Source organism: Candidatus Saccharimonadales bacterium (assembly GCA_035945435.1).
GTDB lineage: Bacteria > Patescibacteriota > Saccharimonadia > Saccharimonadales > DASZAF01 > DASZAF01.
Map to the genome: position 1 here is coordinate 28,110 of DASZAF010000026.1, position 20,103 is coordinate 48,212.

A 20,103-nucleotide genomic window follows, 5' to 3' on the forward strand; every position below is an offset into this window, starting at 1 on the left:
TGTATCTAGAATAGCATAAGGATTATGTTCAGTGCAATAGGTTGAATGAGCAACAATTAACCGATATAATAGAAGGGTTGTAAAACATCAAATCAGTACCCGAAGTTGGAGTGAGGGATATGGCTAAACAAAAAACGCAGCAATACGATGCGAGCCAGATCCAGGTCCTTGAGGGCTTGGAGCCTGTACGCAAAAGACCTGGCATGTACATCGGTAGCACCGGTAAGGAAGGGCTGCATCATCTAATCAAAGAACTAGCCGACAACTCTGTCGATGAAGCAATTGCTGGTTTTGCTACTGACGTCAACGTAACTCTTCTGAGCGATGGCGGTGTTCGTGTCACGGATAACGGTCGCGGTATACCAGTTGATAAGGTGGCTAAGACTGGCAAGAGTGCTCTGGAGACCGTTTTAACTGTCTTGCATGCTGGAGGTAAATTCGGTGCCGGGGGCTACAAAGTTTCTAGCGGTTTGCACGGTGTCGGTGTGAGCGTTGTGAACGCTCTCTCGACAAGACTGCACGCTGAAGTCTATCGTGACGGTAAGATTTACGGTCAAGATTACGAAAGGGGAGTACCTCTTGAAGAGGTAAAAGTCATCGGTACAACTGACAGCGATAAGACTGGTACTAGTGTGACTTTCTACCCAGACGCCGACATCTTCGAAAATACCGAGTTCGACTATGACTGGCTGCTTGACTATCTCCGACACCAGGCCTATCTCACCAAGGGCATCCGCAATACGGCCATCAATGAACTAACTGGTGATCGATATACGTTCTATTTTGAAGGAGGTATTCGATCTTACGTTAAGCACCTCAACTTCGGGAAAGACGTCCTGAGCGATGACATCTTCTATGTTGAACGTCAGGTTGATGACAGCGGGGTAGAAATTGCGCTCCAGTATACCGATGGCTATGTTGAGACCGTAAAGGCATTTGCCAACAACGTCTTTAACCCTGATGGGGGATCTCACCTTGTAGGCTTCAGAACTGCTCTTACCCGTGTTATTAACGACTATGCTCGTAAGAACGGACTCCTTAAAGAGAAAGAGGAGAACCTGAGCGGTGAAGACTGCCGCGAAGGTGTAACCGCTGTTATCCTTGTTAAACTTCCAGACCCTCAATTCGAGGGTCAGACCAAGAATAAGTTAGGTAACCCTGAGGTCAGACGCTACGTCGAATCAGTTATGAACGAGTGGTTTGCGTATTATCTGGAGGAAAATCCGGCAACTGCTCGGAAGATTATCGGCAAGGCCATTCTCTCGGCTCGTGCCCGAAAGGCTGCCCGTGCTGCCCGGGAGAACGTCATCAGGAAAGGGGCGCTCGAGAGTACTTCACTGCCTGGTAAGCTAGCCGACTGTTCGTCGAAAGACCCTCGTGACTCTGAGCTCTATATCGTTGAGGGTAACTCGGCCGGTGGCTCTGCCAAGAACGGTCGAGATAGTCGCACTCAGGCTATCCTGCCATTAAGAGGTAAGGTCTTAAATGTCGAGCGGGCTCGTCTCGACAAGATGCTCAGCAACAACGAGATAGTCAGTCTTATTAGGGCCCTCGGAGTGGGTATTGATGAACAGTTCGATGTACGCAACCTCCGCTATGATCGAATTATCATCATGACTGATGCCGATGTTGATGGCAGTCACATCTCAACCCTTCTTATGACCCTCTTCTTTAGATATATGAGGGATCTGATTGACGGTGGCCACTTATATCTTGCTAAACCGCCACTCTATTTGATCCGACCGAGTGCTGCTAAGAAGTTATATGCGTATAGTGATGGCGAGCGTGACAAGATTGTCAGCGATCTTATAGAAGAGCGCAAGAAGCGTGGTACAAAAGTCAACGATACAGATGACAGAATTAAACAAGCAGGTATCGTCCAGATGCAACGCTACAAGGGTCTTGGTGAGATGAATGCTGAACAACTCTGGGATACAACTATGAACCCCGAAAACCGAGTTCTCATTCAGGTTAATGTCGAAGACGCAGAGAAAGCGGACGCTATATTTAATAAACTAATGGGCACCGAGGTTGAACTTCGCAAGACTTTCATACAGAGTAGGGCGAAGTTCATTGATCTGGCGGAATTGGATATCTAGTCATGGCAGACGAACCAAACATCAATGATGAAGAGATGCCTTTAGAGGGAGAGGTTATGGATGTCTCTCATTCAAAGACCCTTGAACTCCAGACAGTTGAAGACGTCATGGAGGACAGCTATCTTAAATATTCAATGAGCGTCATTGTCGAGCGCGCTCTACCTGATGTCCGTGACGGACTCAAGCCGGTTCACCGTCGAATACTCTACTCAATGGAGCGCAATGGCTGGCGTCCTGGTACAAAGTACGTTAAAAGCGCACGTATCACGGGTGATGTCATGGGTAAGTACCACCCGCATGGTGATGTAGCTATCTATGATGCCATGGCAAGATTAGCTCAAGACTTTTCAACTCGTTACATGTTAGTGGATGGTCAAGGTAACTTCGGTACCATGGATGGTGACCCGCCAGCTGCCCAACGTTACACCGAGGCCCGCATGGCTAAGGTAGGTGAGTCGCTACTAACCGATCTGGATAAAGAGACGGTACCCTTTAGGGACAACTACGACGGTTCAGAACAGGAACCAGTTGTTTTGCCGGCGAAAGTACCGAACCTACTTCTAAACGGTCAGATAGGTATCGCCGTTGGTATGGCAACCAACATCCCTCCACACAACCTTAATGAGGTAGCTGATGCAGTCATTGAACTGATCGATAAGCCCGAAGCGACCATTGAGGACCTACTCAAACACATTAAGGGTCCCGACTTTCCGACAGGAGCTATCGTTTATGGCGGTCAGTCTATGCAACAGGCTTATGCGACTGGAAAGGGGAGTGTGGTTATCAGGGCCGTTGCTGAGATCGAGGAGACTAATAAGGGACGTCATCGAATTGTTGTCACAGAGGTGCCGTACGCAGTTAACAAGGCTAATCTGGTCGAACGTATCGGCGAACTAGCTCGAGAGAAGAAGATCAATGGCATCTCCGATCTCCGTGACGAGACTGCAAGAGGCAAGGTCCGGATTGTCATTGAGCTTAAGAAAGACACATACCCGAAGAAGATTCTTAACCAACTCTTCAAGCTAACCGCCCTCCAGACAGCCTTTCATTACAACATGCTGGCTCTTATCGATGGTATCCAGCCACGTGTCTTAGGCCTTGAGGAGATCCTTAGGGAATATCTTAAGCATCGACAGATAGTTGTTCGTCGCCGAACAGAGTATGAACTTCGTAAAGCCAAAGAGCGTGCTCATATTCTAGAGGGTCTCAAGATTGCGCTTGATCATATAGACGAGGTCATCAGCACAATCCGCTCCAGCCAGACGACTGAAGAAGCCCACGATAACTTGATGAAGAAGTTCAAGTTGAGCGACCTCCAGGCTGAAGCTATTCTTCAGATGCAGCTTCGACGCCTAGCTGGTCTTGAGCGCAAGAAGATCGAAGATGAACTCGAAGAACTCCGCAAATTGATCGCTAAACTTGAATCTATCCTGGCCGATGAGAAGAAGGTTCTTGCCGTTGTTCGCAAGGAGCTCGAGGAGGTCAAAGAACAGTATGGAGACGAACGCCGGACGAAGGTAATCTCTCAAGAACTCGATAAGTTTACTGATGAAGAGTTGATCCCTGACGAGCAGGTGGCTGTTGTTCTTACGTCTGGCAACTACATCAAGCGGACTCTGCTAACTGAGTATCGCCAGCAACACAGAGGTGGTAAAGGCAAACGCGGTATAACCACCAAGGAAGAAGACGTCATTGATCAGTTAATCTTGGCGACCACTCACGACTGGCTGCTCTTCTTTACCAATAAAGGGCGTGTCTTCAGACTTAAAGCGTATGAAGTACCACCAGCCAGCCTAACTGCAAAGGGTATCGCTGTTGTTAACCTCTTACAGCTACAGCCGGATGAGACGGTCAGCTCTATCGTCCGAGTCCCGAACGGCACCAGTCAATCCGAGGGCTACCTACTTATGGCCACAACTCACGGTGTAGTCAAAAAGACGTCACTGTCAGATTACAATAACATTAGAACGACTGGCCTTATTGCTATTAAGCTCGATGACAAAGATGAGTTGAAGTGGAGCCATCTCAGTACGGGCAACGATGAGATCATCATTTCGACCGCTTTCGGTCAGGCTATTCGCTTTAGTGAAAAGGATATCCGACCGATGGGTCGTGCTGCCAGGGGCGTCAGAGGTATTCGCCTGCGACCAAACGATAGAGTAGTCGGTATGGATATTGTCGATGAGAAGCGAAAAGTACTTGTCTTAAGCGTCCATGGTTATGGTAAACTAACGAAAGTAGTTCACTTCCCAACTCATAAGAGAGGAGGCATCGGAATCAAGGCTGCTGTTGTAAATAGTAAGACAGGAGAATTGGTAACCGTACGCTCTCTGCCACCTGAATCAACGGAGGTGATAATCATCTCCAGCCAAGGTCAAACCATCAGACTAGCCCTTAAAGACGTCTCGCTACTGGGTCGAGCTACCCAGGGTGTACGACTGATGAGGCTTGATGACAAAGACGCCGTTGCTTCATTCGGGATCCTGAGTGCTAATGATGTCGGTACAGATGACGAACTTGAATTGGATAAGAAGAGTGAAAAGGAATAGAGGCTAAAGATGCATTTCCCTGAGTATCTAGTTGCTCCGCTGTTAGGGTGGATAGCCGCTCAGGGGATGAAGTACGGTATCGATCACCGTCATGTCATAGGCCTCAAAAACAACCTGAGATATATGTACCGAGCTGGGGGTATGCCAAGTACTCACTCTGCTATCGTCGCCTCGGTGGTCACAGTCGTCGGTTTCACTAGCGGGGTTAACTCTGCCATCTTCGGTGTCAGTGCTCTCTTTGCGGCCATCGTTATCTATGACGCTATGAATGTCCGCTACAGCGTCGGAGTCCAGGGGGAGCTTCTCAAGAAGATAATCGAGCACGATAAAGAGCTTCGTAAAGAAGCCGACTCTCTCTATGTCGTCCACGGTCATACGCTTACGCAGACTGCTGCCGGTGTTCTTGTGGGTTTTGTGGTCGGTCTCATTGTCTACTTGGTGCATTAAAGATCATTGACATCCCTGTTTTTAACAGGTAATATGTCTAGTGCTGCACGCGATCAGGAGGTCGCAGTGTGAGGTGTATTTTAACAATTTGGTAGTGCAAGTCATCGTCAGTCCAGAGGTGTGAAAATCACCTCACTTTTATGGAGAGTTTGATCCTGGCTCAGGATGAACGCTGGCGGCGTGCCTAATACATGCAAGTCGTGCGGTAACAGGTCTAGTTTACTAGATGCTGACGAGCGGCGGACGGCTGAGTAACGCGTAGGAATTTGCCCCAAAGTGAGGAATAACTGCCCGAAAGGGTAGCTAATGCCGCATGTGCTCTTCGGAGTAAAGCTTCGGCGCTTTGGGAGAAGCCTGCGTTCGATTAGCTAGTTGGTGAGATAACAGCCCACCAAGGCTACGATCGATAGCTGGTCTGAGAGGATGATCAGCCAGACTGGAACTGAGACACGGTCCAGACTCCTACGGGAGGCAGCAGTAAGGAATCTTCCACAATGGGCGCAAGCCTGATGGAGCAACGCCGCGTGCAGGATGAAGGCTTTCGGGTCGTAAACTGCTTTTCTTTGTGATGAATATGACAGTAGCAGAGGAATAAGCCTCGGCTAACTCCGTGCCAGCAGCCGCGGTCAGACGGAGGAGGCGAGCGTTATCCGGAGTGACTGGGCGTAAAGAGTTGCGTAGGCGGTCTGTTAAGCGGGCAGTGAAATCGTACGGCTCAACCGTACGGCTATTTCCCGAACTGACAGACTTGAGAATGGAAGAGGTAGCTGGAATTCCTAGTGTAGGGGTAAAATCCGTAGATATTAGGAGGAACACCAATGGCGTAGGCAGGCTACTGGTCCATTTCTGACGCTAAGGCACGAAAGCGTGGGGAGCGAACCGGATTAGATACCCGGGTAGTCCACGCCGTAGACTATGGATGCTAGCTGTTGGGCGCATCGACCCGTTCAGTAGCGAAGCTAACGCGTTAAGCATCCCGCCTGTGTAGTACGGTCGCAAGACTAAAACATAAAGGAATTGACGGGGACCCGCACAAGCGGTGGAGCGTGTTCTTTAATTCGATGATAATCGAAGAACCTTACCTGGGTTTGACATCCTGTGAATTTCTGCGAAAGCAGAAAGTGCCTTCGGGAACGCAGTGACAGGTGATGCATGGCCGTCGTCAGCTCGTGTCGTGAGATGTATGGTTAAGTCCAGTAACGAGCGCAACCCTTATGGCTAGTTAGATATGTCTAGCCAGACCGCCCCGGCAACGGGGAGGAAGGAGGGGATGATGTCAGGTCCTTATTTCCCTTACATCCAGGGCTAGAAACGCGCTACAATGGCCGGTACAATGGGCAGCCAACCCGCGAGGGGGAGCAAATCTCATCAAAACCGGTCTCAGTTCGGATTGTAGGCTGAAACTCGCCTGCATGAAGCCGGAATCGCTAGTAATCGCGGATCAGCATGCCGCGGTGAATACGTTCCCGGGTCTTGTACACACCGCCCGTCAAGCCACGAAAGTCACCAACACCCGAAGTCCAAACTTCGTTTTGGCCTAAGGTGGGGGCGATGATTGGGGTTAAGTCGTAACAAGGTATCCGTACCGGAAGGTGCGGATGGATTACCTCCTTTCTAGGGAGTTTACGCCTTGAATAGAGTGATCTATTCAATAGCGAGGTCGGTCATATTGTTTAGTTAGATCTGCTGAACAACTTTAGTCTCTTCGGAGACATGACAAGGTCACCTTTAAATCGACAGACGCTTGGCTTGCACTACCAGATTGTTAAGAAAGACCCCGTCTCTGTACGGGGTCTTGTTATTTTTATTACATCAATTTTCGTTGCGGAGAGACTCTACGTATTGACCCTTAGACCTGCTGACACTAATGGCCCGATTTGTACCCCAGAGAGTGCGGCGTCTGCTATAAGTGCCGGGAACTTACCCAATAAGACGTGGCCTGTGCTCGGGACCGTCTCTACTATTGCTGAGCTGGTGTGTCGGAGTACCGCGTATTCGTCCTCTTGGGGGCCTAACCAGGTGTCAGCCTCAGGTTGATAGACGATCGCATCACCAAATTGGTCTAGGGTCACGATAGCCTCATAGAGAGGGTCGGCACTAACCAGCCCTTCCTGCCAGGCATCGTGTGAGATGACAATGGACATATGACTATCTTTCCCCGTCGGGATCCTCAGAACACCGTGAGCACCACCGTCCTCTTGGGCTGCCTCTTCTTCCTCATCTGTGGCCGGTTGTAGACCGGCAATCAGATTAGTTCGCTGGTCGAGCCCCTTGAATGCGGGGGCATAGGCACGGATCTTTCGTTGTCCGCCGGGGTTGAGACTGCCTGAGCCACACTCAGCGAGTGAACGAAGGCCGCGAGAGTTTGTGACTATAGTCCCCGTGTCACTGAGGTTGGCAAGGGAGGCTTGGAGGATAGCGGCTTCGCGACCGAGAGTTCTAACGACCACGAGACTGCCATCACCCCTAGGATCTCCGTATAATATCGGGTCTTCCAATCGTTGGCCACGCCTTGCAGCCTCAACTTTCAAAGCGGCGTTTAGACGATCGTAGGGACGGGCTCCACCCATGTTGTGGACATAGAGAATGTCTGCGGCTTCACTCATAATGAAGTCAACCGTATCATTCAGATAAAGAACAGGCAAGCATTAGGGTTGTGAACCGTGGCCACCGAAGATCCCTTGAAGGGGAGAGAGCAAGAAGTTGGCAACGTCATGAAATACGCCGAACATAACGAAGAAGCCGAAGATGATAAGAATAACTGCAAGGAGCTTGTAGATAGCATACTGTCGTCCTGGTCCCAGAAAACCCTCTAAGCTTGGCATTGAGCCTAAGTTGTTGGAGATCTGATAATTGAACTTGACTCCGAGAGTACCGATGGCGATAAGTATCAAGCCGATGATAAAGCCTTTTATAGACATGTAGGTTTTCCGGTTATCTTTAGTCACATAGTAAGATATAACTTGTCTGATAACAACCTAATAAGGTACAATACCCCTGTCTCGTTGAGATGTGGGGCATTAGCTCAGCTGGCTAGAGCGCCTGCTTTGCAAGCAGGAGGTCGTGGGTTCGAGTCCCACATGCTCCACCAAGATTCTCTTACTTATAGTTATAATAGGTGAGAATATGGGCTTATAGCTCAGCTGGTCAGAGCGCGTCACTGATAATGACGAGGTCCCTGGTTCGAGTCCAGGTAAGCCCACCAGAATCGCATGATAAACTCACTGTCATCTGTCGGCAGTGAGTTTTATCGTTTATCTCATCTGTGGCAGAGAAGGACACCGTATAGGTGCCCTTTTTGTTCCATTATTTTTATTGCACTGACGGGTAAGAAGTGCTAAAATTAAGGCTAGTGAGGTCATCGTTAATCGAGCACATCATCAAAGGAGCCGATTAACCTCTGACACGAAGCCTATCTTGGTGGATGTCCTGTTCCTTTTATACTCAGGAAGGAATGAAGGATCTTGAGAATACACACGAGTTAATCGTTGTTTTCTACGGTTCATTTCTGTGTAACTCTCAAGGGAGTTTTGCAACTTAACAATTTGGTAAGGTAAAGGACAGACATGTAATTAGTGCATACTAATTACTAGTCGATACAAATGCATAAAAAGTTACTCAAGAGCATGCGATGGATGCCTTGACACGTAGTGCCTAAGAAGGACGTGGAAGACTGCGATAAGCTTCGGGGAGCTGTCTACAAGCTTTGATCCGGAGATCTCCGAATGGGGAAACCTAGCATGAGTCATATCATGTTGCCGTCAGCTGAATTCATAGGCTGTCAGGAGGCAAGTGCCCGAACTGAAACATCTTAGTAGGGTGATGAATAGAAAACAACAAGTGATTCTCAGAGTAGTGGCGAGCGAAATGGGAACAGCCCAAACCTTTTAGGTTTTTTGCGTGTTAACTCACGCGAGATAAGCTGACAGGCGAATATCTATAAGGGGTTGTGAGAAGAAAACGACCATATAAGAGGCCTTGATTTATCAAGTACTCTTATATGCGAGAGATTGCTGTCAACATCTCATAAGGTCGACAAGAAGCTTTGCTAGCAGAAGCAGTTGGAAATCTGCACCACAGAGAGTGATAGTCTCGTACGCGAAAGCGAAGCTAGCCTTATATTTTTTTCTCGAGTAGGACGGGACACGTGAAACCCTGTCTGAATCTGGGAGGACCACCTTCCAAGGCTAAATACACTGCGTGATCGATAGCGTACTAGTACCGTGAGGGAAAGGTGAAAAGAACCCCGGGAGGGGAGTGAAATAGACCCTGAAATCGCATGCTTACAAGGAGTCGGAGCCGGTTTACCGGTGACGGCGTGCTTTTTGTAGAACGATCCAGCGAGTTACTTTGCAGTGCAAGGTTAAGCCATCTGGCGGAGCCATAGTGAAAGCGAGCCTGAATAGGGCGTTTAGTACTGCTGAGTAGACCCGAAACCGAGTGACCTAACCATGGCCAGGCTGAAGCGTGGGTAAAACCACGTGGAGGGCCGCACCAGGACATTCTGCAACATGTTTGGATGAGCTGTGGTTAGTGGTGAAATGCTAATCGAACTCGGAGATAGCTGGTTCTCCTCGAAATAGCTTTAGGGCTAGCGTCGTGTGATAGCGATCGGGGGTAGAGCTCTGTAAAGGACTGGGGCTGGCAACGGTACCCACCCTTAACAAACTACGAATACCGGTCGTGGTATCACGGCAGTTAGAACGTCGGGGCTAAGCTCGGCGCTCGAAAGGGAAAAAGCCCAGATCATCGTCTAAGGTCCCAAAATGTATGCTCAGTGGGAAACAAGGTGAGGTTTCTTAAACAGCGAGGATGTTGGCTTGGAAGCAGCCATTCATTTAAAGAGTGCGTAACAGCTCACTCGTCAAGAGATCTTGCGTGGAAAATGTAACGGGGCTAAGCATACTACCGAAGACATGGGCTGCAGTTTACTGCAGCGGTAGAGGAGCGTTCCTCTCTGCGGTGAAGTCAGATCGTAAGGTCTGGTGGAGCGTGAGGAAGTGAGAATGCTGGAATGAGTAACCATAAGACAGGTGAGAATCCTGTCCGCCGAAAGAGTGAGGTTTCCTAAGCCATGGTAATCATCTTAGGGTTAGTCGGGCCTAAGCCGAGGCGCGTAGCGTAGGCGATGGACAACGGGTTAATATTCCCGTACCGGTTATATCTTTGTACACTGTGCACGGCATGGTAGCTTGAGCGGATTCTTGGTTATATCCGTCTAAGCGTCTAGCCAGCCTTTTGGCTGGTGAAGCGCGAATGCGAGCTCCTTTTGGAGCGAGTCGAGTGACCCAAGCTGGCGAGAAAAGCAAGTGAACATGTGGGTATAGCCGCCCGTACCGCAAACCAACACAGGTACTCAGGTCGAGTAGACCAAGGCGTACGAGAGAACCTTCCTAAAGGAACTCGGCAATACAGCGACCGTAACTTCGGGATAAGGTCTGCCTCGCCTGTGCTCGCACAGGAAGGCCGCAGCGAAAGAGTCCAGGCGACTGTTTACCAAAAACACAGGTCTCTGCTAACACGAAAGTGGAAGTATAGGGGCTGACGCCTGCCCGGTGCCGGAAGGTTAAGGGGAGGAATTTACGTTCCGAACTGAAGCCCCGGTGAACGGCGGCGGTAACTATAACCGTCCTAAGGTAGGATTGCTGCCTTAGTGGAGTGAGAGACTCCCTTCTGTTTCCCTCTGCCGAGAGGTTTAAGAAGAAAATTTGGCTAAATGCTGGAAACCCCGTGCCTTAAAGGGCTGTAGAATTCTGCACTACCGTACTGTTGTATAATAAGCATTAGCTTATGTACCAGCATGGTGATAATGTGCCAGATGCGGACAATCAGCAGGAAAGGCTAATTAATTTAGGTTGGGTCCTAGGTTTTGTTGATGGTGAGGGCTGCTTCTCGATAGGGTTTATCAAACAACCAGATCGAGATAAGCGCACAGGATACAAGACTGGCTATCAAGTTGCTCATGAATTTGCCGTAACGCAAGGTGAAAAGAGTTTGGCGGCGCTAGAAGATCTTCAGAGATTTTTTGGTGTCGGACAGCTGATAATCAACCGACGTTACGATAATCATAAAGAGCATCTATATCGGTATGTTGTGAGAAAACGAAGTGATCTGTTAACAATTATCATTCCGTTCTTTGAGCAATATGCGCTAAGAACCTCTAAAGATAACGACTTTAAGAAGTTTGTGGCATGTGTGACTATTGTGAATGAGGGCAGGCATCTCACTAGGGATGGCTTGATCGAAATTGCAAAAATCGCGCAGACGATGAATCGCCAAAAACCCAGAGAAGAATTGATTAGAATCCTCAGAGACTACACGCCAAACTCTGAATTAACTTCAGTGAAGATATAGTCCGAGCTCTATGGCGACATAGAGAGCAGTGAAAGCGTGCTGCATATTAACAGAGCGTTGTCATTTGACACTAAGCGAAATTCCTTGTCAGGTAAGTTCTGACCTGCACGAATGGCGCAACGATCTGGACACTGTCTCTAGGAAGGACTCGGTGAAAGTGCATTGGCGGTAAAGATGCCGTCTGTCCGCACCAGGACGAGAAGACCCCGTGGAGCTTTACTACAGCTTGACATTGAATCGGGTTATAACACGTGTAGCATAGGTGGGAGGCTTTGAAGCAGATACGCTAGTATTTGTGGAGCCGCCGGTGAAATACCACCCTTGTTGTAATCTTATTCTTACATTGGCCGTTATCCGGTCAGTGGACCGTGTCTGGTGGGTAGTTTAACTGGGGCGGTTGCCTCCTAAAGAGTAGCGGAGGCGTTCAAAGGTTGGCTAACTTCGGATGGAAATCGAAGTGATAGTGCAAACGCATAAGCCAGCTTGACTGTGAGGATTACAATCCAAGCAGGCACGAAAGTGGGAGTTAGTGACCCGTCGTTCGTACTTTTGTACATGAACGTGGGATCGACGACGCAAACGGATAAAAGTTACCCCGGGGATAACAGGCTTATAGCGCCCAATAGTTCACATAGACGGCGCTGTTTGGCACCTCGATGTCGGCTCATCACATCCTGGGGGAGGAGCATCTCCCAAGGGTTCGGCTGTTCGCCGATTAAAGTGGTACGCGAGCTGGGTTCAGAACGTCGTGAGACAGTTCGGTTTATATCCGGTGTGGACGCAAAGAAATTTGAGAAGATTTGTCCCTAGTACGAGAGGACCGGGATGAACATACCTCTGGTGTACCGGTTGTTGTACCAACAGCATGGCCGGGTAGCTACGTATGGACCAGATAAGCGCTGAAAGCATATTAAGCGCGAAACTGACTTCAAGATTAGATTTCTCTATGAGACCCCTGAAAGACGATCAGGTTGATAGGTGCAAGGTGAAAGTGTAGTAATATACTGAGCCGAAGTATACTAATAGGTCCATTGACTTTTTATGCTCTCATCCAAGCTCAGTGCTTGACACTAAGCTATGGATGGGATAATGTTCGACTAGTAATTCGTGTGTGGGAGTTACAGACCTTTACCTTATCAGAGTCTTAAGCAACGATGTCTGGACATCGAGATGGCCCTACCTCTGCAGATAGAGCTTACTCGGTGCCCATGGCGCTGGGGAAACACCCGTTCCCATCCCGAACACGGAAGTTAAGCCCAGCAGCGGCGATAATACTACGCAAGTGGGAAGATAGCACGGTGCCGTTTTATATAGGCCCCCTCGTTAACGCGAGGGGGTTTATCTATCTGTAAATAAGCAAAACAATACGTCAAAATCTATTAAACTTTATGTAAACGTTGACGTATATTGTACTAAATGATACAATATTTACATAAGCAACATGTAACAGAAGAGGTGAGTTATATGCCTGGAACAGTTAAAGGCGGTCGCCGCGCAGCGGCTACCAACAAAGCAAAGTACGGTGACAACTTCTACGCTCGCATTGGCGCTAAGGGCGGTAAAGCAACGGGTCTTAAGGGATTTGCTGTGAACCGCGACCTAGCACGTATCGCTGGTGCAAAAGGTGGCAAGAAGAGCCGCCGACGTTCTACCAAGAACGCCGAGTAAGTAGTAGTCTTCTCACACGACGTATCGACGAATCATACATTCAGTAGATCTCGGTACACGCCAAGAACACCCGCAGTTAAAGCAGTTGTAGGTGTTTTTGGCTTTCTGGAGACCTAATCGGGTGCATTGTGGGCAGCGGCTTCGAGCGTGGAGCCACTCCTTATATGTCCTGACGGCCTCTAAGGCGTAACGATCGTTATAATCGATGCCGTACCTTGGGGCTATCTCGGCCGTCTTGTCCCATGCCTCAGTTTCCATTCTCAGGAGATCAACATCTAGCCCGTAGTCTTTGTGACCAAGGATGGCGTGGCTGACTTCATGGAGAAGGAAATGGGCACCTTCTTCGTCAACAGATTCATCTCCAAGATAGACCACCCCTTTTTTAGGGCTCCACATAAAGTCGTCTCCTTCGGAGAACTTTATGCTCGGGTAGTCAGCTTGAATGTGAATGAGGGTGGGGGTTATTTGTAGCAATTTCATAACAACCGTAGATTACTGCCTCTTCAGGATGATGAGCTTTTAACAACCGTGGCATCTTAACAATTGGGGCCAAGTGAGACGACACCTCCTCGGATACATAACGACTATAGCTTTCGAAGTATGCACCGATGCTACCACCGAAGATGATAACGTCAGGGTAAAAAGTGGGTATGATGGCCAGCAGACCAAGAGATAGCTTGTGGGCAATCTCTTTCCAGGTAGCGTCTTCGTGGATGTCATGAGCATACTTCTTATAGTCACGTAGGATAGCGCGACCCGAAGCGATATCCTCCCATGCCTGATAACTTCCATCGTGCCAGAGTATCAGCTTGCCAGCCTCACTTCTGTTAAGGGCGAGATCCGGTTCGCCTTTGAAGACAAGACCGGTACCAATACCAGTACCAATTGTGAGGTAGAGCACAAGTGGAGCCGCTGATTCAAGTAGTCGTGCCTCTGAGAAAGCGGCCACCTTAGCATCATTTTCAATGGTAATCGGCACGTTAAACTTCTGGCTCATAAGATGGCCGAACGGCACGTTCTCCCAGGGGAGGTTGCCAAACCGAAAGACTTCCTGGGTCTCAAGATTAACTACCCCTGGTACGGCCATGACAATCTGCTTAACCTTGTCACTCCAAAACTTCTCTTCGATGAATGATGTTAGCTCGCTCAGGAAAGTATCGAGGTCGGGATTGGTCGGAATTTTTTCGGACTTGATAATCTCACCCGTGTCGCTAAAGAGAGCGACCAGAGTCTTAGTCCCTCCGGTATCGACAGCAATCACCATATGTAAGGTAGTGTAGCATATACCCAGTTAGATATTCATTGTGCTCGGCGCTTATATTAGTTAAAATGAAATCTAGACTGGGGGACAACTATAGTGCGTGAATTTATTTCAAGATTACTTAATAGGACAAATCCGATAGTTCTTCGTTTGGGGTTATTGATCCTGCTTGCTCTCGTCATTGCCAATGTCGTCTACTTTACAGAATTTCACCACACGAACACCTCAAAGACGATAACGCCGTCATCGAAGACAAGTAAACAGGTTGCCTCGACAAGCACAAAGACTCCTCAGCAGACTTCGCCTAAGTCGACAACATCAACGAGAACAGCCAAGACGCAGCCCAAGTCGTCAACTCCTACTCAAAAGGCTCCTAGTAGCTCTCAGACGTCCAAACAGTCGACTCCGACGCCTGCTCCATCCTCATCACAGCCTCAGACTGGCGCTCAGTCAAATCAGACTATCTTGCCGACGACTGGCTTTAATGTAGGAAGTGCTGTCCTCGGCTTCTTCGCCGTCGGAACAGCTGTCTATTTGGTAGAACGCCTTCGCCAGCAACGTCAGTACCAGTAGCCAACAGGTAGTGACCTCTTTACAATCGGAGACGAATAAGCTTAAATAAGAGCAACATTGTGTGCATCTGGTAGTTAAGGTGTGCCCAAAGTACGACCATCGAAAGGAGCCAATATTATTAATGGTTAAGCAACGCATCTCTATGGATGACTTACTTCAGGAGGAGACAGCTCCGAAGTTTGTCCCTGGTGAGGTCACCGAAGGTACCATCTTAACGGTACGCAAGCACGAGATCTGGGTAGATCTCGGGGTGAACGGAGTGGGAATGATCCCTCGTCGGGAGATCGGCCTGGCACGGGACATCAAGGAAGGCGAGAAGATCGCCGTTAGCATCATCGATCCTGAGTTTGAGGATGGCTACGCCCTCCTCAGTCTTCGCAAGGCAGTTAAGGATCGGGGTTGGGATGAGATTGTCCGCATCTGTGAAGCGGGAGAGACGATCGAGGTATCGGCCTATGATGCCAACAGAGGTGGTCTCTTGATAGAACTCGAAGGTATTCGCGGCTTTCTGCCAGTCAGTCAGCTCTCTGCCGAGCACTACCCCCGGGTAGCCGGTGCCGACAAGGATGAGATCCTGCAGCGCCTGCACTCTCTGGTTAACAAGCCACTTAAGGTTCGTGTCCTCGACGCCAACCGCAAGGAGAACAAGCTTATCTTCTCAGAGAAGGAGGCTATCCGTGAGGACATGAAAGAGCGCTTCGAGCAACTCAAGGTTGGTGACGAAGTTGAGGGAACGGTAACTGGGGTCGTTGACTTCGGTGCCTTCGTCAACGTCGACGGCATAGAAGGATTGGTCCATATCTCTGAGATCTCTTGGGAGCGAGTCAACAACCCATCAGACTACGTCAAGATAGGCGAGAAGATTAAGGCTAAGATTATCGCTATCGATAAGGATCGACTTTCATTGTCGATCAAACAACTCCAAGAAGATCCCTGGCTGAAAGAGGTTGATAACTTCAAGAAAGGCGAGTCTGTCGAAGGGACTGTCACCCGGATTACGCCGTTCGGTGCCTTTATCCAGCTGAGCCCGGCCGTCGAAGCTCTCGTGCATGTTACCGAGCTTGGAGAAGGTGGCAGTAACGGTGTTGATCCAGAGAAGATCTTCAAGCTGAACGAGAAGAAGCAGTTTGTGATCTTAGAGATTGACAAAGAGAACCGCAAGATATCGCTTGGCTTAAAGAAGAAATAGGCCTAAGCTATAGGTAAATAAGGGGCGCGAGGTGGCGTCAAGGAAGGAGCTGTATCGATGGCACAGAAAATCGTCGTTATTTCTGCAACGATCACTGTCGGCGAGCTTGCCGCACAGCTCGATATCCCTGTTACTCGTCTAATTGGCGAGCTCTTTAAGAACGGTATTGCGGCTACTGTTAACCAAAAGATCGACTTCGATACGGCTCAGATTATAGTGGATGAGCTTGGTCTTGAGGACATTGAGCTTCAGGAGAAGGACGAGACGGTTCCAGAGGCTATAGAAAGCCGCAAAGAGCGTACCTTGAGCGATAAGGCGGTTACGCGGCCACCTATCGTCGCTGTTATGGGCCACGTTGACCACGGCAAGACGTCTCTTCTTGACGCCATCTTAGATACTAAGGTAGCCAGCGGAGAGTCAGGTGGAATTACACAGCATATCTCGGCCTACCAGGCGACTCATAAGGACAGGGTGGTTACATTCCTTGATACGCCTGGTCACGAGGCTTTCAGTGCTCTCAGACAGCATGGAGCGGCTCTAACAGATGTCGCCTTGATAGTGGTAGCTGCTGATGACGGAGTAAAGCCCCAAACCATCGAGGCTATTAAATTTGCGAGACAGGCCAATGCTCATATCGTCGTGGCTATTAATAAGATAGATAAACCTGGGGCTGATGTGAACCGGGTCAAACAAGAACTCTCTGAGCAGCAGTTAATGCCAGAGGAGTGGGGCGGCGACACTGTCATGGTGGAGGTGTCAGCTAAGACCAAGGAGAACATTGATAAGCTTCTCGATATGGTTCTGCTGGTTGCTGACATTGATGAACTAAAAGCTGAAGTTGATGTTCCAGCCGAAGGGCTAGTTATTGAATCGCATATGGAACTGGGGCGTGGCCCGGTGGCCTCTCTCTTGGTCGAGCACGGGCATCTGAGCCCTGGTCAGTATGTAGTGGCCGGTAAGGTCTATGGTAAGATACGAACCCTCGGTGACTATAGAGGTGATGCTATTAAAGATGCTGGCCCTTCTACCCCTGTCGTTATAACTGGCTTTAAGGAGATGCCTGGTTTTGGTGACCACTTCTCAGCCGTTAAGAGCGAAAAAGATGCCAAGTTTCAGGCTGAGACCGCTCAACGAGCAGGCAGCGGTAATAGCGCTAATATGAATGTGACCAGTGCTCAGTTACTACAGATGATCAGTAAGAAAGCAGAGGTCAGCTTCCTAAACGTCGTACTCAAGGCAGATGTCCAGGGTTCTTTAACCTCGCTAGTTGATAGCCTCCAGATGGTTAACACAAAAGAGGTTGAAGTCAGGGTAATCGGCTCAGGAGTTGGTAATATCTCTGAGAACGATGTCCGACTGGCTTCAGGCAGTGAAGCTGTCATCTACGGCTTTAATATAGAAGTCTCTAGCAATATCAAGCGTTTGGCGGCCAGAGAGGGTGTCTCAATCAGGGTCTTTAAAGTTATCTATGAGCTACTCGATGACGTTAAGGAAGTTATGACGGCTCTCCTGGCGCCAAAGGTCGTCGAAACAGAGGTGGGTAGTCTTATTGTGAGAGGGGTCTTTCGCAGCACCAAAGATACTATTATATGCGGCGGAGAAGTTACCAAGGGCAAAGCAGAACCTGGCGTTTTGGGTAGAGTCCTGCGTGATAAAGAGCAGATTGCCGAAGTAGATGTCGTTAGTGTCCAACGACAGATGCAAGAAGCCAAAGAGGTCTTTGAAGGCGAGATGTGCGGTCTGCAGCTTAAGACACACGGCAAGCTGCTTATTCAAGAAGGGGATCGTATCGAGTTCTTCAAGCGTGAGATGCAGACTCGGACCCTGTAAGCCAACAGTTGATCTCATACATGATCTAATCGCTATATATAAAGGTATCGCGAATATATCGCGGTATTCATAAAGCTAAAGCGAAATACATATTGACATTAGCGCAATAATTTGCTATTAATATGTATGTTTACAAAATAAAAATAAAATAAATCAATTTCTTCATAAGGAGCACCTACAACAATGGCAAGACCATCACTAGAACAGCTTGGCGACGAGGCTATGCCTCATGCAGGTCGGTACGAATCATACCGCACTGACGAGAACCATCCAGCTCGACTGCTAGCACGAGCAGCTATGCGCCGAGTCTTAAGCCGCCCAGAACGTATTACACAGGCCTATTACACAGCTTCACTCGCTACTGGCGAGAGAGCCGTCGAAGACTTTGCAACTCGAGCCGCTAAGAAAGATGCAATCTTCGGTGAGATGCTTGACGATGCTGACAAGTATCGTAAGGTAAGTAAGAAATACGAGGCTTCACCATTCAGCCAGGTACCTGAATTCGGTAGCTGGATGGACAAGAAAGCTGAACTTGCTCGACTAAGAGCTCTTAAGAAAGCCGCCCCAGGCAGCTTCCCTGCTGCTGACCGCGACAGAATGGCCGCACTTAAGCTTGAGATTACTGACCTTAGATACGATCTCGATCAGGTCGTTGAAGGTGGTCGTGCTCACGGCTTTGGCAAGGTCAAGAAAGTTGCTAAGGGTAAGGCTGGCTACAAGGCTTATCAGGCAGAGGTTACCCGACGCACAACTCTTATGGCTGACGCAGAGACACTGTGGCAAGAGAGAGACGATCTACGCGCTAAGATTCAAGGCTTTGATGCTATCGAACAGGCTGATGGAACTCGCACCGGCCTCTACGCAAAGGAAGAGCACCGCATGGTACTACGCCAGGCTGTTAACGCTCGTGCCCGTGAAGCTCTTATTGGCGCTAGCTCAGAGGGTGATCCTGCTGCTGCAGCTGCAGAGGCTGGTCGTACTCAGGACTTCGGCATGATCGAAGTGCACACCGAGAAGCTTGCTCACGCACGACGCCAGAAGGCAGATGGCAACCCACTAACCCAGTCTGAGGTCATGGCTATGGTTCACGCCGGCTACATGACTCCTGATCAAGCCAGGGTTGAGCTTCGACGCTCAGGAGTCCATGATGCGCTTGGTTCGCGAATCGAGATTGATGCTGGTCTCTTTAATGCTCCGACCGACGCGACCGATAGGGCTGACCTTGTTGCCATGTACCGTCGTTCACGAAGCACTAACCCGACTGAAGCAGCTGCCAACCAGCTTAGCTTCGTCGATGCCGTACGGCTGGCTCGAATGAGCCGAGCCGAATCTGGTCTGACCGATGCCGAAGTCGCTACTGTTGAACGCTGGTTCGAGTACATGCAAGAGAACGTTCGTGATCGAATCGTCTGGGGCGGTCTCAGGACCGATGCCGAGCGCGTGAGTCAGTTTGATAGTACTCCTGACCCGTGGAGACTCAACCAGGCTTTCGGTGTCTACCGAGCCAATCCTGGTGCGCTTACCAACGAACAGCGCCAGATGCTCCAAGCTGTCGGCGTCATGTTCGGTGGAGAAGGTAGACGAGTTAATCCTGAGGCTCGCCGCCGCCACGTCCGCCTTGGCCGACGCGCCCTACGGCGTGCATACGGTGGTGCCTCTGTTGATGAAGCTGCTCGACACGCCGCAGATGCTCACGCACGACGCCATCCGTAAAGCGCTCAGCATGACTAGAATGGCCTCTCGCCGGCCAATAATGGTGTAGACTAAATAAAGATATATACAACAAAAGGAACTTTAGATCATGATACAACTCGACGAGAAATGGCTTAGCCAGCAAGGTATTACCGGACTGAGCACTGATGACGCCCAATCACTGCTCCAGCACCTCTACAGTGAGCTTGAACTTCGCGTAGGCATGCGCCTCTCAGAGAACCTGACTGACGCCCAGCTCGCAGAATTTGAAGAGATCACCAACCGAGGTGACGAGGAAGCTGCCTTTACTTGGCTGGAGACTAACTGCCCAGATTACAAGGAAGTTGTCCAGCAAGAGCTTGAGAAACTGGCCACCGAACTTCGCGCAAACAAAGATAAGATCCTTGGCGCTGCTCCTGCCGAGTAGATCGAGTCAGCGAG

General features: G+C 49.4%; 13 protein-coding genes, 2 tRNA genes and 3 rRNA genes. 14 read left to right on the forward strand and 4 right to left on the reverse strand.

Annotated features, from left to right (window positions below; genetic code table 11):
• The first annotated feature begins 119 nt into the window (after positions 1 to 119).
• From gyrB to VGS28_03820, 4 genes are all read left to right on the forward strand, one after another.
• Positions 120 to 2,099, forward strand: a complete 1,980-nt coding sequence (gene gyrB / locus VGS28_03805) for a DNA topoisomerase (ATP-hydrolyzing) subunit B (GenBank protein ID HEV2412898.1) — start codon at positions 120 to 122, stop codon at positions 2,097 to 2,099.
• Positions 2,100 to 2,101: 2 nt separating this feature from the next.
• The gene (gene gyrA, locus VGS28_03810) at positions 2,102 to 4,648 is read left to right on the forward strand and encodes a DNA gyrase subunit A (GenBank protein HEV2412899.1); all 2,547 of its coding nucleotides are present in this window, start codon (positions 2,102 to 2,104) and stop codon (positions 4,646 to 4,648) included.
• Between the two features lie 9 nt (positions 4,649 to 4,657).
• Positions 4,658 to 5,095, forward strand: a complete 438-nt coding sequence (locus VGS28_03815; GenBank protein HEV2412900.1) for a divergent PAP2 family protein — start codon at positions 4,658 to 4,660, stop codon at positions 5,093 to 5,095.
• Between the two features lie 137 nt (positions 5,096 to 5,232).
• A 16S ribosomal RNA gene (locus tag VGS28_03820) occupies positions 5,233 to 6,709 on the forward strand.
• A 221-nt stretch (positions 6,710 to 6,930) separates the two neighbouring features.
• Here VGS28_03820 and VGS28_03825 read toward each other — a convergent pair.
• Together VGS28_03825 and VGS28_03830 are read right to left on the reverse strand one after the other, a co-directional pair.
• Positions 6,931 to 7,701 carry a hypothetical protein gene (locus tag VGS28_03825; protein ID HEV2412901.1) on the reverse strand — a complete coding sequence of 257 codons (771 nt, stop codon included), beginning with the start codon at positions 7,699 to 7,701 and terminating at the stop codon, positions 6,931 to 6,933.
• A 42-nt stretch (positions 7,702 to 7,743) separates the two neighbouring features.
• On the reverse strand, positions 7,744 to 8,043 hold the full coding sequence (locus VGS28_03830; protein ID HEV2412902.1) for a hypothetical protein: 300 nt from the start codon (positions 8,041 to 8,043) through the stop codon (positions 7,744 to 7,746).
• 66 nt (positions 8,044 to 8,109) lie between these two features.
• Between VGS28_03830 and VGS28_03835 the strand changes: the two genes are divergently transcribed.
• The 5 genes from VGS28_03835 (at position 8,110) to VGS28_03855 (ending at position 13,117) form a co-directional block, all read left to right on the forward strand.
• Positions 8,110 to 8,186: transfer RNA gene (locus VGS28_03835), tRNA-Ala, on the forward strand.
• Positions 8,187 to 8,223: 37 nt separating this feature from the next.
• Positions 8,224 to 8,300 (forward strand) — tRNA-Ile (locus tag VGS28_03840).
• 402 nt (positions 8,301 to 8,702) lie between these two features.
• Positions 8,703 to 12,493, forward strand: a 23S ribosomal RNA gene (locus tag VGS28_03845).
• 154 nt (positions 12,494 to 12,647) lie between these two features.
• Positions 12,648 to 12,756, forward strand: a 5S ribosomal RNA gene (gene rrf / locus VGS28_03850).
• The 16S, 23S and 5S rRNA genes sit together here with 2 tRNA genes alongside, the layout of an rRNA operon.
• A gap of 157 nt (positions 12,757 to 12,913) precedes the next feature.
• Entirely contained in the window at positions 12,914 to 13,117 is a 204-nt protein-coding gene (locus VGS28_03855) for a hypothetical protein (protein HEV2412903.1), read from the forward strand.
• Positions 13,118 to 13,129: 12 nt separating this feature from the next.
• Here VGS28_03855 and VGS28_03860 read toward each other — a convergent pair whose 3' ends face one another.
• Both VGS28_03860 and VGS28_03865 read right to left on the reverse strand, forming a co-directional pair.
• Positions 13,130 to 13,597, reverse strand: coding sequence for a hypothetical protein (locus tag VGS28_03860; GenBank protein HEV2412904.1), 468 nt, complete (start codon positions 13,595 to 13,597; stop codon positions 13,130 to 13,132).
• Positions 13,551 to 14,381, reverse strand: a complete 831-nt coding sequence (locus VGS28_03865) for an ROK family protein (GenBank protein HEV2412905.1) — start codon at positions 14,379 to 14,381, stop codon at positions 13,551 to 13,553. Before VGS28_03865 ends, VGS28_03860 begins: the two co-directional genes overlap by 47 nt.
• Before the next feature lie 147 nt (positions 14,382 to 14,528).
• Between VGS28_03865 and VGS28_03870 the strand changes: the two genes are divergently transcribed.
• The 5 genes from VGS28_03870 to VGS28_03890 all read left to right on the forward strand — a co-directional run bounded on the left by VGS28_03870 (position 14,529) and on the right by VGS28_03890 (position 20,089).
• A complete protein-coding gene (locus VGS28_03870) occupies positions 14,529 to 14,951 on the forward strand; it encodes a hypothetical protein (protein ID HEV2412906.1) in 423 nt (140 codons plus the stop codon).
• Positions 14,952 to 15,093: 142 nt separating this feature from the next.
• On the forward strand, positions 15,094 to 16,140 hold the full coding sequence (locus VGS28_03875; protein ID HEV2412907.1) for a S1 RNA-binding domain-containing protein: 1,047 nt from the start codon (positions 15,094 to 15,096) through the stop codon (positions 16,138 to 16,140).
• 57 nt (positions 16,141 to 16,197) lie between these two features.
• Positions 16,198 to 17,970 carry a translation initiation factor IF-2 gene (infB, locus tag VGS28_03880; GenBank protein HEV2412908.1) on the forward strand — a complete coding sequence of 591 codons (1,773 nt, stop codon included), beginning with the start codon at positions 16,198 to 16,200 and terminating at the stop codon, positions 17,968 to 17,970.
• A 183-nt stretch (positions 17,971 to 18,153) separates the two neighbouring features.
• Positions 18,154 to 19,683 (forward strand): hypothetical protein, encoded by a 1,530-nt coding sequence (locus tag VGS28_03885; protein HEV2412909.1) that lies wholly within the window; start codon positions 18,154 to 18,156, stop codon positions 19,681 to 19,683.
• A gap of 88 nt (positions 19,684 to 19,771) precedes the next feature.
• Entirely contained in the window at positions 19,772 to 20,089 is a 318-nt protein-coding gene (locus VGS28_03890; protein HEV2412910.1) for a DUF5663 domain-containing protein, read from the forward strand.
• Positions 20,090 to 20,103: the final 14 nt, after the last annotated feature.

Excerpts from the sequence above, each read along its gene's own strand:
- gyrB (HEV2412898.1), top strand. The coding sequence starts at position 120 with ATGGCTAAACAAAAAACGCAGCAATACGATGCGAGCCAGATCCAGGTC.
- gyrA (HEV2412899.1), top strand. The coding sequence starts at position 2,102 with ATGGCAGACGAACCAAACATCAATGATGAAGAGATGCCTTTAGAGGGA.
- VGS28_03815 (HEV2412900.1), top strand. The coding sequence starts at position 4,658 with ATGCATTTCCCTGAGTATCTAGTTGCTCCGCTGTTAGGGTGGATAGCC.
- VGS28_03825 (HEV2412901.1), bottom strand. The coding sequence starts at position 7,701 with ATGAGTGAAGCCGCAGACATTCTCTATGTCCACAACATGGGTGGAGCC.
- VGS28_03855 (HEV2412903.1), top strand. The coding sequence starts at position 12,914 with ATGCCTGGAACAGTTAAAGGCGGTCGCCGCGCAGCGGCTACCAACAAA.
- VGS28_03860 (HEV2412904.1), bottom strand. The coding sequence starts at position 13,597 with ATGAAATTGCTACAAATAACCCCCACCCTCATTCACATTCAAGCTGAC.
- VGS28_03865 (HEV2412905.1), bottom strand. The coding sequence starts at position 14,381 with ATGGTGATTGCTGTCGATACCGGAGGGACTAAGACTCTGGTCGCTCTC.
- VGS28_03875 (HEV2412907.1), top strand. The coding sequence starts at position 15,094 with ATGGATGACTTACTTCAGGAGGAGACAGCTCCGAAGTTTGTCCCTGGT.
- infB (HEV2412908.1), top strand. The coding sequence starts at position 16,198 with ATGGCACAGAAAATCGTCGTTATTTCTGCAACGATCACTGTCGGCGAG.
- VGS28_03885 (HEV2412909.1), top strand. The coding sequence starts at position 18,154 with ATGGCAAGACCATCACTAGAACAGCTTGGCGACGAGGCTATGCCTCAT.
- VGS28_03890 (HEV2412910.1), top strand. The coding sequence starts at position 19,772 with ATGATACAACTCGACGAGAAATGGCTTAGCCAGCAAGGTATTACCGGA.